Source organism: Foetidibacter luteolus (assembly GCF_009650435.1).
Classification (GTDB): Bacteria; Bacteroidota; Bacteroidia; order Chitinophagales; family Chitinophagaceae; genus Foetidibacter; species Foetidibacter luteolus.
Window position 1 is genome coordinate 1 of the sequence record NZ_VVIP01000009.1, and the last position, 14,866, is coordinate 14,866.

Below are 14,866 nucleotides of genomic sequence, written 5' to 3' on the forward strand. Positions count from 1 at the left end.
AAGGGCGCCATTATTCAGTTGCAACATATTCCCAAGGCTTTTTAGAACCGCACCAGCAAATTCACCACCCGACCCGATGCCTGCATTATTGATCAGACTGGTCACTTCAAGTTCGCGGTGTCTGCATTCCTGGTATATGGCTTCGGGTGCTTTTGGATCGAATAAATCAGCTGCAATGAAGTCAACATGCACATCGTACTTTTGCGATAATTCCTGGCTCAGACGTCTAAGGTTAGCTTCATTTCTGGCGACCAGTGTCAGGTTTTCCTTCTTTTCGGCCAGGCGTTTTGCTATTGCTTTTCCGATGCCCCCTGATGCACCAGTAATCAAAATAGTTTTCATTTCTTAAAATTATGGGGCAAAGATCCTGGCAGGGCCGGTATATTGTGTAACTATAATGCCTGAACTTGTAACCAAATGTCTGTAACCGGTTCGTCGATCTTGCTGGAAACTGGATCAGCATCTGCAAGGTGAGTCCGCAAGTGAGCTGTCAGCTCAACGGACATAAACGGCCCAAGTTTGACTTGTGCTTTGAAAAAAATTCCCAAGGTTTCATTGCAAATGCCATCACTGCAATTTTGTAATGCAATTATGAACTATTCTTTTGCTCAAAAGTTAATGTAGAACGGTTTACATATTTTTAATTAATTGAAAAACCGGAACAGGTTTGATATAATATAATGCTGGCTAATAACTACCGACATTAAATGTATCGTCACCACGAATGTCACTAAAAGGTTTTCCATTACTTTTATAAATTAAAAGTATATGTCATATATAATTTACCCTATGTCAGATAAACAAACTATTGATAAACCAATAAACCGTTCTATTTTGCTACTTCACGAGCAAAATAACTTAGCTAATAGCGAGTATGATAACTAATCATCCTATCCGTGTTTTCGCTCCGGATATAGTAGAATACAAAAATCCTTCCGCAGGTTATTTCGCGGCCGTAAGACTTGAAGAATTTTCGGCGGAAAGCCTGGCCGCAACTGCTTTATATAGCCGTAAAGATTTTTACAAAATATCATTAGTCCAAGGCAACGCCTCATACTTTTACCAAGGGGCAGAATATCGTTTGAATGGAGATGAATGGGCACTTGTATTTACCAATAGAGAAGTGCCATATCGATGGGAGGTGCATGAGGGTATTTGCAGTGGCTACGCTTGTATGTTCACGGAAGATTTTTTGCCGTTACACACCCACCTGCGGCCAGCAGACTGGGCGGTGTTCAATGGAAGTGCTCAATCCGTATTTCAACTGAACAAGTCCGACGAATCGCTTTTTGCCGGCCTGTTCCTAAAAATGCTTCAGGAGCAAGCATCCACCTATGCGCACAAATACGACCTTTTGTTCCTCTATGTACTGGAATGCATTCATGGTGCATTAAAGCTTCAACCGGAGCCAGAGAATAAAAGTTCTGCAGCGTCAACACGCCTCGCTAACTCCTTTAGATCTTTATTGGCTGGTCAATTTCCACTGGCTTACCCATACCAGCAGGTCAGCTTACGCACACCGCGACAATTTGCAGAGGAACTGGCAGTGCATATCAACTCGCTTAACCGGGCGCTCAAAGAAGCGACCGGAAAGACCACCACGCAGCTTATCAATGAAAGACTGATGCTTGAGGCGCGGGCCTTATTAGTACATTCCAACTGGACCATCAGCCAGATCAGCAACAGCCTTGGCTTTGAAGAGCCGACACATTTTGCCAGGGCATTCCGGGCTTATTCTGGACATTCTCCATCTTCATTCCGATAGCTGTTTGATTAGGGTCGGTATTGGTTTGCGCGTGGTTAACAGACCCGGTCCTTAGCTTATAATTTTGTATCAAAATATCAAACGATACACGATGAAAACATGGTTAATAACAGGGACGTCTACCGGTCTGGGCAATGTACTCACCGAAAAGCTATTGGCAAAAGGCGATCGCGTTGTGGCTACTGTTCGCAAACCAGATGCCCTTGATGAATTGAAAGAAACCTATCCTGAAACTTTGCGGGTTGCCGTGCTGGACGTAACCGAAACCGCAACTATTAAAACGGTGGTCGACCAGGCATTTGCAGATCTCGGACAAATCGATGTGGTGGTCAACAACGCAGGCTATGCCTTATTCTGCTCTGTGGAAGAGGCCAGCGACGAACAGATCGTGCATCAGATCAATACCAACATCATTGGTTCTATCCAGGTCATCCGGGCTGCGCTTCCACACTTCAGAAAGCAGGGTAATGGTCGTATTCTGCAACTTTCATCAGCAGGCGGGCAAACTACATATCCTAACTTCAGTTACTATCACACCACCAAATGGGCTGTTGAAGGTTTTTGCGATACCATCGCCAAGGAGCTGGCCCCGTTGAACATCGGCGTAACCATTGTTGAACCCGGAGCGCATCAGACCTCATTTGGCTCAGGCATGACGACCGCCCCGGTGATGGAAGCTTATGAGAACACGCCGGCGGGTGAAGTACGACGTGCCATTGCCGCGGGGACATTCCCCATAAAAGGTGATGTAGATAAGTCAGTTCAAGCGATGATCGATAGCGTTGAAGTCTCTCCCGCACCATTGCGTTTAGCCCTTGGCGGTGATGCTTACCGTGATATGAGAGCGGCTTTGGTATCACGCCTGGAATCCTTGGATGCACAAAAAGAGTTGGCTTTAGCAAGTGAGAAAAATGATTGATTTGTGTAAGCCTTTTTGCTGCTCATTTATAATGATCTGTCCTTCCTGTTACGGGCCAGCCATTGCTTGACCCATGCTCGACGTAGGCAATCAAAAGACTGTCCGTCTCAATAGTTTTTAGCGGATTCCCGTTAGTCCCCGGAAACTGTTTTTGGCATGATAAGGATTAAAGTATCTACTACAACAATTGTTGTTGTCCCTTGGTTTGCGAACATGGGTATAAATGAGGGTCTTTTTACGGCTGGTCAGGGTTTTTCTGGCTTCGACTCCATTTTTTCAATCATGAAAGGGCAGCCATTATCCTTGCTATGCGGCCAGTTTTCCCATCGCCCTGCTGGTCGAAAAGACCGACCTCCATAACTGGTCATGGAAATAACCGAATAAAGTATGGCCAGCAACAATATGACTTCGACAATGGCGTGCTGTTTTTCATGGCGCCTTACCAGGTCTTCAGGATATCACACGAAGCTGACATTGTACCGGAACATACAGGATGGCTCATGTTGATCCATCCTGATTTTTTTGGGATACGCCGTTTGCCAAGGCAATTAAGAAATACGGGTTCTTTGACTACGCTGTCAATGAAGCGTTGTTTCTTTCCGGGAAGGAAGAAGAAATTCTCAATAACATCATTCAAAATATTGTGCGGGAATATCATGCTAACATTGACGAATTCAGCCAGGATATTGTCCTCACCCAGATTGAAACACTGCTCAACTACTCACAACGGTATTACCGTCGCCAGTTCATCACGCGCAAAATTACCAGTCACCATATCCTGGGCAAACTTGAAACGTTGCTGACGGACTATTTTAATAACACAGACCTGTCCGGTGCGGGCTTACCGACCGTGCAATTTATTGCGGATGAATTGCATGTTTCTCCCAATTACCTGAGCAGTTTACTTAAGGTCCTGACCGGAAAAAGCACTCAACACCATATTCATGATAAACTTATAGAGAAAGCAAAAGAAAAACTTTCCACCACGAACTTAAGCGTCAAACAAATTGCTTTTGAACTTGGCTTTGAATACCCGCAATCCTTTACCAAGCTATTTAAAATGAAAACTAACGCAACACCACTGGAATTTCGTCAGTCATTCAATTGAAAAATCGCTACTACGGATTATAATTTTTCCATTCATAGCTTAGTCAAAATTGCAAGATCTTTATCATTTCATAGCTGCTGAAGACAGGACAACGGCGTCGAAGGTATTGAAAACACCTGCAAGGGCAGAAATTTGAGGCTTTAGATGCTGGATATAGAAAAATTTGGGATGTGGTCAGACCTGCCAAAGCGCAGCGACGGCAGCCCTGACCTTTGGGCCAGATTCTCTGAAAAGACCATATCACAAACATTATGCTGTATCTCGCTCCGTCATCCGTTGTCACAGCGACATGGATTTACCATGGAAAGCGCTTAGAGGGATCAGCCAAATTTACAGCCGGTGCGAGTGTACGTACGCCCATGGGCGTTGCCACGTTCCCTGACCCGGTGTTTGAACCTACGCCCCGATCATAGGCAGAAAAAACTTATTACTTCATTCACTGGACTGACATGGCGAAAGGGGACCACTTTGCTGCCATAGAGGAGCTTGAGCTAATGTTGGCCGACCTGAGAAAATTCATCGGCCTAATCGACGATAATTGATCCCGATAGCTTTCTTACAAAAAAATGAGGCCGGTCTGAAAAATCCATTAATGCCAATGTACTCGTTTCCAAATTTGGGCGATAGCATAAATGTGATGGCTGCGGTCCGGCTAGCCTAACGAAATTTGTTTCTCAATCGATGCCTTATCAATCACAGACCAAACTTTCCTTATTTTGTTATCTTTAAATTCATAGAATACATTTTCTGCAAACTGGACTCTACGGCCATTAACAGGCAGTTCCATAAACATTCCGAGCGGCGAACAATCGAATGCTAATCTACAAGCGACAAAAGATGAATTGACCACAAGCAATTCCGCCTTGAAATAAAGGTCTGGAATATCTCTGAAATTCTGTTCAAGCATTGATCGATATCCTGCCAATCCAATCTCCTGACTATTATAGCACACTTGATCACAAACAAAATTCTCGAGTTCGTCCCACGCTTGTCTGTTCAAACACTCCAGGTAATCACGATAAATGTTATCGAGAGGATTCATAATTAATTTTTTTATAAGCTCATCTCGACTAATTAATCTACATAAACGAGCGGAATTAAAACATAAATTCAACCAATCCGGTGATCGCAATTGTTTTATATTACATTGTAAGAAGACGGCAAATTCAATATAAGGTCTGTCTTCTTAACCTGCTTAATGTTTCTTTAGTAATTCCCAGATAAGACGCAATGCAATGCTGTGGGAACCGTTGCGGTGTGATAATCAGCATTTCTGTGTCTTCCCAAGCCTGGATATTATATTCAGATGGTTCTGTTGCCGTCAAGCTTGCGCGGTCATCCACCCAGTAATTTTCAATATAAAGCTGTACGATCTTTTCGTTTCCCTTATCATCCACGCAATACTGGCGCATCGCGCCCTTCGTTATAAACGCAGTGTACTTCGACAACTTGCCCGCCTTTAACAAGTATTGCCTTTTTCGCAGGGTTTTTGGATGAAATTTACTTTCTATCAATTTTATTTCCGGGTCATTTATTTCTAAACCTGAATAATCTTTTGCCATCGTAATTTACTAAAAAATGCGCAAAAACAATTTAGCTGTAAAAGCACTCTTTAGACATCTTAGTATGTAGAAAATTGCGACGAAAGTCAACCCTATGTTCAGTATGTTAGACAGTTCAGTTTAACTTTCGCCGCTGTGTTAATGGGAATGCGATCTCCTTTGTATTATATCACTGATCTTATCAGATTTGACAGAACCTCAATGATATTTTACTGTTTTACGAAGTGATAGCCACCGAAGTATTTTATGGGTGACCATGGCGGTAAAATTAGTACGCCAGCCGAGTTGGCTACTGCTGCCTTGCCAGGATCTCACTTTCACTTCCCTCCTTCCCGGACGAATGTTAACCGTCAGTTTTCAGCTAATAAAACCCGGTGAAGAGTTTAAAGGCAGGACGATAGCCCCAATCTTGTAACTGACAAAATATACACAAGGCCAAAGAGGATTTACCGTCTCAAAGCAGGGCTTTACTTGAATTGTCATCACGAAAGATTAGCTATTTTTACTGCTTATCAATCTTCAAAAATGACCGATCATTATTCATTTGTCCGGCTTTCTAAATTATTCCATGCTATAGTTATTGCTCTGCTTTGTAACGGCTGTCAACAACCGGGTATAAAAACTAATACCATGAGTATAGGGGAAGGCGGAATGCCCAATATCATCAGCGTGAATGATGAGCTACAGGTGATTTATGGCGCAGGGGACAGTATCCTATTTTCGGGTGTTTCTTTACCTGGAAAAACGAGCCCGGTCACGCCTGTTGGCATTCTTCCCGAACTGGCTGCTTCGCATTCGCGTGGGCCTCAGATTGCGGTTACAACCAGCGGCACAACGGTTCTTGCCGCCAATGCAGACGGGGATATTTACGCCTATCTAAAAGATAAAAAGGGGAAGTGGTTGCAGGGAGGCCGCGTAAATGATGTGGATACGACTGCTAAAGAAGGCCTGATGGCTTTGGCGGGAGACGGAGCGCATTTATTTGCCGTATGGCTGGATTTAAGAAGTAAGCACAATCAAATCTTTGGCGCCGGTTCGACGGACGGCGGAAAAAGCTGGTCGGAAAACAGGCTGGTGTATGCATCGCCGGATACAACGGTTTGCGAATGTTGCAAGCCTTCTGTAGAGATAAAAGGCGATCATATAGCTATTATGTTCCGCAACTGGCTGGGCGGTAACAGGAATTTGTATTTAATCGAATCTCATGACGGGGGACAATCTTTCGGCACCGCGCAAAAATTGGGTAGTGGTAACTGGAAACTGAATGGTTGCCCCATGGACGGTGGCAGCCTGGCCATTCAGAGCGATAATACTGTTCAAACAGTTTGGCGCAGGGAAGGAAATATCTTCGCATGCCAGTCCGGTCAGCCGGAAAAGGAGATCGGCCAGGGGAAGGGTTGTACCATGACCCTTGTTAACGATCGTCCTGTGTACGCATGGGTAGAAGATGGGAATATAACATGTTTATTACCCGGTTCGGTAAAAAAAGTACTCGGAAAAGGCAGTTACCCGGTTCTTCGGGCGGTTAACAGCAATACGTTTGCCTGTATATGGGAATCAGACAAACAAATACAATTACAGTTTATCAATTTATAGGAAAGTGTGATTTAAGCAGCAGAGTTCCCTGGGCAGGCATGCTAAACCTGATGATACAGTTAAAATAAATGATTCAATCTGATTTGTATTTGTACATACCTGATATCAATATAAAAAATCAAAGACTAACGTTAATGAATCAGGTGTGGGTATTATGCTAAGGGATGTCCGTAAAGCCATAAGCCGGGTAACGCAGTAAAGCCTGACTGGCTGCCGGATTGAAACGGAAACCCCGCCACCCCTGGCCCCTGAAGGGGAAATGCAGCGCTGCCGGTGGCGGAGTTGCAGTGAAAAGCCGGAACTATAGTCCAATTGAAATACTGTAACCGAAAGCCCCATATCTTTTCCTGAATAATTTACAGTAGGTGATCTGGTCTTTCATAATCTGGGGTTACCGCTCGTCTATTGGGTGTAAAGGATTACCTGGTTTTCGGATAAATCGGGAATAGCATCCACCGGAATATTCATTACCGGCTATATCCCCCGGCAATGACCATCCCAATTCCAATCCACACGAAAAAACGGTGCTGGGTTGATAAAGAGATTATTTTTTCTATCATAACAACTTGCTTTTGAGAAGTTGTGCATTTATAGCTACTACAATAGTGCTTAAACTCATTAATATAGCCCCCACTGCCGGGCTAAGCAGAATATCCCATTTGTACAACAGACCTGCTGCCAGGGGAATAGCAAAGAGATTGTAGCCCGCTGCCCACCAAAGGTTTTGTATCATCTTATGGTAAGTGGCTGTTCCAAATAAGATAAGGCTGGCAATATCTTTCGGGTTGGAGTTCACTAAAATTATATCAGCCGTTTCCGCTGCTATATCTGTGCCCGAACCAACAGCAATACCCACATCTGCCTGCGCAAGTGCAGGTGCGTCGTTGATGCCATCGCCTGTCATGGCAACAAACTCTCCTTTAGGATTTGGACTTTACCTGTGCAAAGCCATTATTCGCGCTCATGGTGGAGAAATCGTGGTAAACAGTGAACCGGGCAAAGGCTCAGCCTTTATTTTTACACTGCCTGTTTCGCGATCCGGTACCTAGCTGCTAAATTAAATGCTGCCAATTACATATTGAAATGCCTCAGTTAGAGGACTCACTGGACAAACCTGTGGGCTTGACCACTTTTTGCCAAACTGGATTAACCCCTCCCAAATAAATTCTAACCTTGCTTTAGTCAACTCAATCGAAAATGTCCATAATTCAATACAGGTTTGGGTTACGACAATTCAGATAAAACTGGTGCAGGTAGTCAATTGGTGCCGGTGCACTTGCCCAATGCATAATGGCGCAGGTGGTCAACGGCAATGTTTTTTCCACCCATAGTGTTTGAGATCTGTTGGTCGTTGTTATAGGAAATACTGCCTTCTTATCTTCTTCAAAATATGAAAACAATGTTGTGTGATATTAATGCAACAATGCCTAGGAATATGTCGCCGGGTGTAATATCTACCGGCTAACCCGGACAGACGCCCCTACTGCTTTCTTCAAGTGGTACCTGCAAGACTTGCCTTACTGTCCTATAACGCCCTCCTGAACTGCGCTGGAATAATCAGTATAACCATATTCGCCCCCGGTGTAGTAGGTTTCCCGATTACTGTGTGACAGCCGCAGGTTATACTTAAAGCGCTCAACCAGGTCCGGGTTGGCAATGAATGGCACACCAAAAGACACCAGATCGACCGTCCCTTCTTGCAGGATCGCATTAGCGGTTTGCTGCATAAAACCGAGGTTGGCCATCAAGGTGCCGCGGTAGTGTTTGCGGAAATGACTGAAATAGTTAACCTGCAACACTTGTACCGGTGTTCCACTTAAATCCTCTGCGGGTCCTTCTACCTGCAGGTAAGCAAGGTTATAGTCGTTTAACTTTTTCAGGATGTATTGGTACATAGGTATTGTTTCCTCATCGGGCCTCATGATGCCGACATTGCTGATTGCTACGGGGTTAAACTTTATGCCTACCCGGGTGCTATCCCAGACTTTTATGATGGCTTCCAGTATCTCAAATACTATACGTGCCCGGTTTTCAATACTGCCGCCGTACTCGTCCCGGCGTTGGTTAGTAGCCGCGCTAAGGAATTGCTGTATCAGCATCCCCGAATGTGCATGAACTTCCACGCCGTCAAACCCGGCTTTCGTGGCATTGTTGGCTGCCTGCTTGTAATCCTGGACCGTTTGCTTAATTTCCCTAATCGTTAGCTCACGTGGCGTTAATGTGTCTTTAAACCCTTCGGACGTAAAAGATTTGGTCTGTGGGTTGATAGCAGAAGGTCCGGCAGGCAATTCTCCGCCCAGGTGATCCGGGTGGGATGCTGTGCCGATATGGCCAAGCTGGGAGAAAATGAGGCCGCCCTTGTCATGTACTGCCCTGGTAACTAATTTCCATCCTTCCACCTGCTGCGGTGTGTATATGCCCGGAACATTAATAAAACCTATAGATTGACGGTTAACCCAGGTGCCTTCACTTAAGATAAGTCCCGCTGATGCCCGCTGAGCATAATATTCGGCCATCAAAGGTGTGGGTACGAGAACAGCATTGGTAGCGCGCCCCCTGGTCATCGATGCCATTACTACACGGTTTTTTAATGTCAAATCGCCCAACTGGTATTCCTCTAACAGAGGTTGTGCTGTATTTTTCATCTTTTTTTATGCAAACCTCCGGTTTGTGCCTTGACTACACAATACGGGATAAACTAACGGTATAGTGATAAATTTATCCCTATAGCTAATTAGGACGCTATGCCTAATTTTGGGTAAAACAAACAAGGCTATGTACGAAAGAAAGATTCCCCTTACGATAGACTGTGGCCTACACCTGACCAAGGAAGTGCTGAATGGCAAATGGAAGCCGGCCCTGTTGAATGCTATTTCTCTGGGTATTAAACGGCCAAGTCAGATTGTGCGCCTTTTGCCTGGAGCTACCCGTAGAGTACTTCACGTGCAGCTTAAAGAACTGGAAGACCACGGCATGGTAGAGAAAACGATATATGCACAATTGCCACCTAAAGTGGAATATTCCCTGACAGAAATAGGCTGGTCGCTTATGCCGATTATTGATGCCATGAACCAGTGGGGCGACGCCCACCGTCAATTTTTAGAAGCCGTATTATCCCAAGACCCAAGAACCACCCAAGTCTCAAAATCGGTCTGCCAGGTTTATCGGCATATGGCGGAAGAACGAAAAAAAGGTGAGATGAAAGCAGTAAAATAAAATAACTCAAGTTGGTTGATGTTAATATTATCACAAACAGGGAGCGAAAAAGAGTCAGGGCGGTAACATGCTGCACCTGCCATGTCCTTAAAGTACTTGCCCTAACTCAAAAAATACAGTGCCCGGAAACATGAATGATTTGTAATTAGAATCAGTGCACTAAATGTTTCTTGACAGAATCAATACCATTCAAGCATCCCTGCCTGGTATTATAGCCTTCTATAGAATTCAGGATGATTTTCATTTTTGTTGTCTTGTAGCCTGAAGCACCATTTATTAGCCCTGTTACTTTGGCCATAATAATCGTATCATAGTTAATAAACTTAAAAATATTCATTTATACTAACCTCCGTAATTTCCTTGTGGAAGATATAAACTTTGCGGCAGTACTATGAGGCATGAACGCGGGCGGTCCGCCCTTTATAATCCTGGCGCGAAGCCAGTACTGCCGGCATGTTTTCCGCTGCCCAGCGGGTAAGTCCTTCCAGTGCCGGTAAGAGGCTTTCGCCAAGCGGCGTTAGGCAATATTCAACCCTTGGCGGTATTTCGGGGTACATCGTTCTTGATACCAGGCCATCGGCCTCCAGTGCTCGGAGGGTTACAGTAAGCATCTTTTGTGAAATATTGCCGATCAGCTGATGCAGCTGATTAAAGCGCATAGTGCCGCATTCGCCTAAAATGGAAATGATGAGAATAGACCATTTGTCGCCGACGCGATCGAGCACATTGCGTACGGGGCAATCGTCATAAAATTCAAATTTTTTAAAATTTCCTTCGGTCATAAAATGTTGTATTATAATAATAGTCACTTGCAGGTAAGTGACTGATTATGAAGTGCCTTCTTGTTCGTTATTAAGTTGCTTTATACCTTTAACTCTCCAAAAGTAACTAAAGCATTAGGTAAATAAAAATTAAAAGAGAATGAGCAAAATTTTAGTAACAGGTGCCACGGGGCACCTTGGCAAAGCAATAGTTGAAGCCCTGCTTAAGAAAACAAGTTCTACACGGATCCACGTATTGGTAAGGGATGCCGCAAAAGCAGCAGATTTAATAGCAAAAGGCGTAACAGTACACGAAGGCAATTATGATGACCATGCTTCGCTAGTAAATGCCTTTAAGGGTATTAACAAAGTATACATGGTATCAGGTAACGAATTACACAAACGCATACAGCAGCATTATAATGTGGTTGATGCTGCGGTTGAAGCAGGTGTTAAACACCTTGTGTACACCAGTTTCCAAAGGAAAAATGAGACCGAAACTTCGCCTATCCAGCTCGTGGCTGAAACTCATTTGAAAACAGAGGAAAAGATCAAATCGTCCGGGCTGATCTATACAATATTGGAGCATGGCATTTATGCAGATATGATCCCAATTTTTGCCGGAGCGCATCTGCTGGAGAACCATACCATTTATCTGCCGGCAGGTAATGGAAAGACAGCATATGCAGTACGTAACGACCAGGCCGAAGCTGGCGCAATCATCCTGCTGGATGAGAGCGGCAAATATGATAACGAAAGTATTGAACTCGCCGGTCCGGAAGCTGTAAGCTGGGGTCAGGTCGCCGACATTATAAAAGACATTACCGGCAAACCTATTGTTTACGTTGCACCGCCGGTTGATGAGTTTAATGCGGCACTTCGTGCTGCCCATGTTCCGGATGAGGTCATCGGGTTAATGGCCGCCTTTAGTAAAGCCGCTGACGTAGGCGAATTTGATAACGTGAATAACGTAATGGAAGTTATTTTAGGCCGCAAGTGCATTACTCTCGCAGCGTATTTGCAGCAGGTTTACACTAGCAAATAAATTAACCGCAGCGGTCGCGGAATTTACACAGAGTGTAAGGATATTGTGCACTCTGTGTTTTTTATGCCGTAGCTTAGACGGAAAGAGATCGTGATAAAAGAATAAGCGTATTTAATTTATATAATAATATTATAATCCTTCCGCCAAACTGCATTGCTTTTAATACACAAGTTTTTTCAACTTGAGAAAGAACCGATCAGGCGTGTTAAGGGGACGATGATCGTCGCTAAGACAAAAACAGCCAACAGGGGGTGTTACTTTTGTTTACTCCATATGCGAGACACAATAAGTTTAAAAAAATGAATTTATTATCATCAATCAAAATCTGGAAAAGATATCGAAGAAATTTCCGTTGAAGAAATAAGATAAGCCTCGAACTCTTTTCAATTGAAGAAAGCTCGAAAATTTGAGAAAGTGAAACATTGTGTCCGGCGCATGACAATAATAGTAAAGCTACATTGCAACATGAGCATCTTTTTGGAAAATATTAAATTTGCGATTTGCCAGGAGCAGTAATAAGCGATAGAACAAAACGGCATGATCGAACAAAAAAACCAAACTATTAAGGATGTCCCGGAATAACAAATTGATTTTAGAAAAAGCGAACGATGCCATTATGCTAGGAGACAACGAAGGTTTTTTAGCTTTTTGCACAGACGACACCAAATGGGTTTTCGTGGGAGAAAGAACGCTTTCAGGCAAGAAAGCTGTTCGCGAATGGATGAAAGAATTTTACAAAGAGCCACCAAAGTTCACAGTAACTAATATGATTGTAGATGGCGACTTTGTTGTTGCACTTGGATCCATCAAAATAAAGGATGAGAAAGGAGAAGAGGAAAACTATTCATACTGTGATGTTTGGCAGTTTAGTGATAGTATGATTGCCTGGCTAAATGCCTTTGTTATTAAGTCTGCTGATTGAGTAAAGCGGCTCGATATTATTCAACAAAATCGATGGCAGTAAAAGGTATCTTAATTTGATCGCTGGCGAAGCTATTTAGATGTAATTAATCAGGTGTTTGCAAGTGCCAGGTATCGGATATAACTTTCCCTAAGACACGCTTTGAAAACGCTACTACGATGATTTAAGTAGTGAGGCCAACATATTAAAGAGATTATCAGCTTTAAAAGGTTTTTCGAGGGAGCCATCCGCTAATGCGTCCTGTGCGAGCTGTTCAATATCTGAGCTTGCGGACATTAAAATGACGGGGATGTTTTTGGTAAGTGGCTCACTTTTAAATTTCCTGCAGAGTGTTATTCCGTCAATGCCCGGCAGTTGCCTGTCCACAATCAGAAGGTCCGGCATCTCTAATTCATTATCAAGTATCACCGAGCCATTACTATAACCGGTAACTTTATAGCCTTCACTTTCCAGTAAAATGCTCATCGTATCTAATATAAAAGCGTCGTCTTCTATTATTACTATGTGTTTCATGCCGCCTTTGATTTATCAGCCGGTTTTACCGGCAATTCGAAGGAAAATATTGAGCCGATACCCTCTTTGCTTTCTACATATATCTTGCCGCCATGCTGTCTAATGATTTGCGCTGAGATATATAACCCAAGACCTACGCCAGGTATGGAAGACCTTCGCGTACTGTTGACGCGAAAATATCGCTCAAAAATTTTGTGATCAAGACCTTCGGGGATGCCAATGCCAAAATCCTGTACACTCACCCTCACATTTTCGCCTGTTTGTTTTAACGAAACGATGACGGTTTCGGCACCAGGAGAATATTTAACGGCATTGGATACAAAGTTTGCTATCACCTGGCCTATTAATTTGCTGTCAGCCCAGATATTAAAGCTCTTTTCGCCTTCAAATTTGATGTGATGTTGCGGAGACACCCGTTGAACAATTTCTATTTGCTCTTCGATTAAAGCACTGAGGTCAAAAAATTTCATATTCAAAAGAAGCTCGCCTGCTGATAGTTTTGTGGTATCCAGTAAGGTTTTGATCAGTTCAATAAGACGGTCGATTTGACGGTCCATTTTTGTCTGCAACGAGAAGTTAGCTTCGTCCGCCAGACTCTCGAACTTCCGAAGCAGTATTTCTGAATAGGCTTTGATGCTCGTAACCGGCGTTTTCAGCTCATGGCTGGCTACAGCGATAAACTCATCCTTCAACTGTTCCTGAAGCTTGGCCTCGGTAATATCCCGGGCAATAGTGGAAATCCCTATTACTTCGCCTGAAGAATTTCTCACCGGGGACAATGCAATCTGCAGGTCCGCCTGTTTTTGGCTTTTATGAATGCGTACCGTTTAATAAATAGGAACAGCTATTTCGTTTGCGATATCTTTCACCTTTGCAATAAGACCGACGATATCCTGCGGCAACATTACCATCGCCAAAGGTTTACCGATCACTTCGTCGGAGCTGTAGCCATATAGCCGTTCTGCCGCTTTGTTCCAGGTGGTTATCGTCCTATTCATGTCAATAGTCACAATGGAATCCTGGGAAGATTCCACGATTGCGGCAAGAAAATATTTCGCTTCATGATCATTTCGGCCATTCTTATCCCTAAATGCCAGATTTTCATTGTCCATATGTCAACTTTGTTTGCATGAAGAGGACAGCCTCGTTTCAAGCTATTCTCAATAAAGTTACCCTGTTGTCTCAGCTTCCTTTATGCGTTCAAGTGGGTTGAATAGCTTTGAGCGTATGTCTTTCGGAGTTCAGAGTATCGCTTCCTTGCTTTTTAACCTTGTGAATTGGTTCCCAAGTCATCCTCCTCTTTTGAAATCTTCGCTTACTATAGATTTCGATGATCTTTTAATATAAGCCGCAAACAACCAGCCAATAAAAGTTTCAGGTAAAGCCAGCCCTTACAGAGCAAATCAGATAAGCAAACGTGTAAGAAGTCCACGTTTCGCCAGTAATTGACTTATTATTT

General features: G+C 43.6%; 17 protein-coding genes and 1 pseudogene. 8 read left to right on the top strand and 10 right to left on the bottom strand.

Annotation, left to right across the window (positions count from 1 at the left end):
* Nucleotides 1-342, bottom strand: a 342-nt coding sequence (locus F0364_RS02790; protein ID WP_153796234.1) for an SDR family NAD(P)-dependent oxidoreductase, incomplete at its 3' end; no start/stop codon positions are given.
* Between the two features lie 532 nt (nt 343-874).
* Here F0364_RS02790 and F0364_RS02795 point away from each other — a divergent pair.
* The 3 genes from F0364_RS02795 (at nt 875) to F0364_RS02805 (ending at nt 3,792) form a co-directional block, all read left to right on the top strand.
* Entirely contained in the window at nt 875-1,765 is an 891-nt protein-coding gene (locus F0364_RS02795; RefSeq protein ID WP_153796235.1) for a helix-turn-helix domain-containing protein, read from the top strand.
* A 91-nt stretch (nt 1,766-1,856) separates the two neighbouring features.
* Entirely contained in the window at nt 1,857-2,684 is an 828-nt protein-coding gene (locus F0364_RS02800; RefSeq protein WP_153796236.1) for an SDR family oxidoreductase, read from the top strand.
* Nucleotides 2,685-3,273: 589 nt separating this feature from the next.
* Complete coding sequence (locus F0364_RS02805; protein WP_306452322.1) at nt 3,274-3,792, top strand: helix-turn-helix domain-containing protein; 519 nt, start codon at nt 3,274-3,276, stop codon at nt 3,790-3,792.
* A 652-nt stretch (nt 3,793-4,444) separates the two neighbouring features.
* Here the strand turns inward: F0364_RS02805 and F0364_RS02810 are convergent.
* Together F0364_RS02810 and F0364_RS02815 are read right to left on the bottom strand one after the other, a co-directional pair.
* The gene (locus F0364_RS02810) at nt 4,445-4,834 is read right to left on the bottom strand and encodes an ester cyclase (protein ID WP_153796237.1); all 390 of its coding nucleotides are present in this window, start codon (nt 4,832-4,834) and stop codon (nt 4,445-4,447) included.
* Between the two features lie 124 nt (nt 4,835-4,958).
* Nucleotides 4,959-5,354, bottom strand: coding sequence for a Crp/Fnr family transcriptional regulator (locus tag F0364_RS02815; RefSeq protein ID WP_153796238.1), 396 nt, complete (start codon nt 5,352-5,354; stop codon nt 4,959-4,961).
* A gap of 630 nt (nt 5,355-5,984) precedes the next feature.
* Between F0364_RS02815 and F0364_RS02820 the strand changes: the two genes are divergently transcribed.
* Nucleotides 5,985-6,950 (top strand): sialidase family protein, encoded by a 966-nt coding sequence (locus F0364_RS02820; protein WP_153796239.1) that lies wholly within the window; start codon nt 5,985-5,987, stop codon nt 6,948-6,950.
* Between the two features lie 556 nt (nt 6,951-7,506).
* Here F0364_RS02820 and F0364_RS02825 read toward each other — a convergent pair.
* Nucleotides 7,507-7,860 (bottom strand): annotated as a pseudogene (locus tag F0364_RS02825) (HAD-IC family P-type ATPase); the annotation flags it as partial.
* On the opposite strand from F0364_RS02825, the gene F0364_RS29415 reads away from it, so the two are divergent.
* Nucleotides 7,853-7,999: an ATP-binding protein gene (locus F0364_RS29415; protein WP_370751971.1), complete on the top strand. Its 147-nt coding sequence runs from the start codon at nt 7,853-7,855 to the stop codon at nt 7,997-7,999. The pseudogene F0364_RS02825 and the gene F0364_RS29415 sit on opposite strands and share 8 nt — an antisense overlap.
* Nucleotides 8,000-8,467: 468 nt before the next feature.
* On the opposite strand, the gene F0364_RS02835 is transcribed toward F0364_RS29415, so the two are convergent.
* The gene (locus tag F0364_RS02835) at nt 8,468-9,595 is read right to left on the bottom strand and encodes an alkene reductase (RefSeq protein WP_153796241.1); all 1,128 of its coding nucleotides are present in this window, start codon (nt 9,593-9,595) and stop codon (nt 8,468-8,470) included.
* A 130-nt stretch (nt 9,596-9,725) separates the two neighbouring features.
* On the opposite strand from F0364_RS02835, the gene F0364_RS02840 reads away from it, so the two are divergent.
* On the top strand, nt 9,726-10,166 hold the full coding sequence (locus F0364_RS02840) for a winged helix-turn-helix transcriptional regulator (RefSeq protein ID WP_153796242.1): 441 nt from the start codon (nt 9,726-9,728) through the stop codon (nt 10,164-10,166).
* 151 nt (nt 10,167-10,317) lie between these two features.
* Here F0364_RS02840 and F0364_RS29420 read toward each other — a convergent pair whose 3' ends face one another.
* Both F0364_RS29420 and F0364_RS02850 read right to left on the bottom strand, forming a co-directional pair.
* Nucleotides 10,318-10,503 (bottom strand): YegP family protein, encoded by a 186-nt coding sequence (locus tag F0364_RS29420; RefSeq protein WP_153796243.1) that lies wholly within the window; start codon nt 10,501-10,503, stop codon nt 10,318-10,320.
* Between the two features lie 52 nt (nt 10,504-10,555).
* Nucleotides 10,556-10,948, bottom strand: a complete 393-nt coding sequence (locus F0364_RS02850) for a winged helix-turn-helix transcriptional regulator (protein WP_153796244.1) — start codon at nt 10,946-10,948, stop codon at nt 10,556-10,558.
* Between the two features lie 139 nt (nt 10,949-11,087).
* Between F0364_RS02850 and F0364_RS02855 the strand changes: the two genes are divergently transcribed.
* Together F0364_RS02855 and F0364_RS02860 are read left to right on the top strand one after the other, a co-directional pair.
* On the top strand, nt 11,088-11,972 hold the full coding sequence (locus tag F0364_RS02855; protein ID WP_153796245.1) for an SDR family oxidoreductase: 885 nt from the start codon (nt 11,088-11,090) through the stop codon (nt 11,970-11,972).
* Nucleotides 11,973-12,540: 568 nt separating this feature from the next.
* Nucleotides 12,541-12,894: a nuclear transport factor 2 family protein gene (locus F0364_RS02860; RefSeq protein WP_153796246.1), complete on the top strand. Its 354-nt coding sequence runs from the start codon at nt 12,541-12,543 to the stop codon at nt 12,892-12,894.
* A 153-nt stretch (nt 12,895-13,047) separates the two neighbouring features.
* Here F0364_RS02860 and F0364_RS02865 read toward each other — a convergent pair whose 3' ends face one another.
* The 3 genes from F0364_RS02865 to F0364_RS02875 are packed head-to-tail and all read right to left on the bottom strand — an operon-like array spanning nt 13,048 to nt 14,519.
* Complete coding sequence (locus F0364_RS02865) at nt 13,048-13,407, bottom strand: response regulator transcription factor (protein WP_153796247.1); 360 nt, start codon at nt 13,405-13,407, stop codon at nt 13,048-13,050.
* Entirely contained in the window at nt 13,404-14,177 is a 774-nt protein-coding gene (locus F0364_RS02870) for a sensor histidine kinase (RefSeq protein WP_153796248.1), read from the bottom strand. Before F0364_RS02870 ends, F0364_RS02865 begins: the two co-directional genes overlap by 4 nt.
* A 57-nt stretch (nt 14,178-14,234) precedes the next feature.
* Nucleotides 14,235-14,519, bottom strand: a complete 285-nt coding sequence (locus tag F0364_RS02875; RefSeq protein WP_153796249.1) for a PAS domain S-box protein — start codon at nt 14,517-14,519, stop codon at nt 14,235-14,237.
* Nucleotides 14,520-14,866 lie beyond the last annotated feature (347 nt).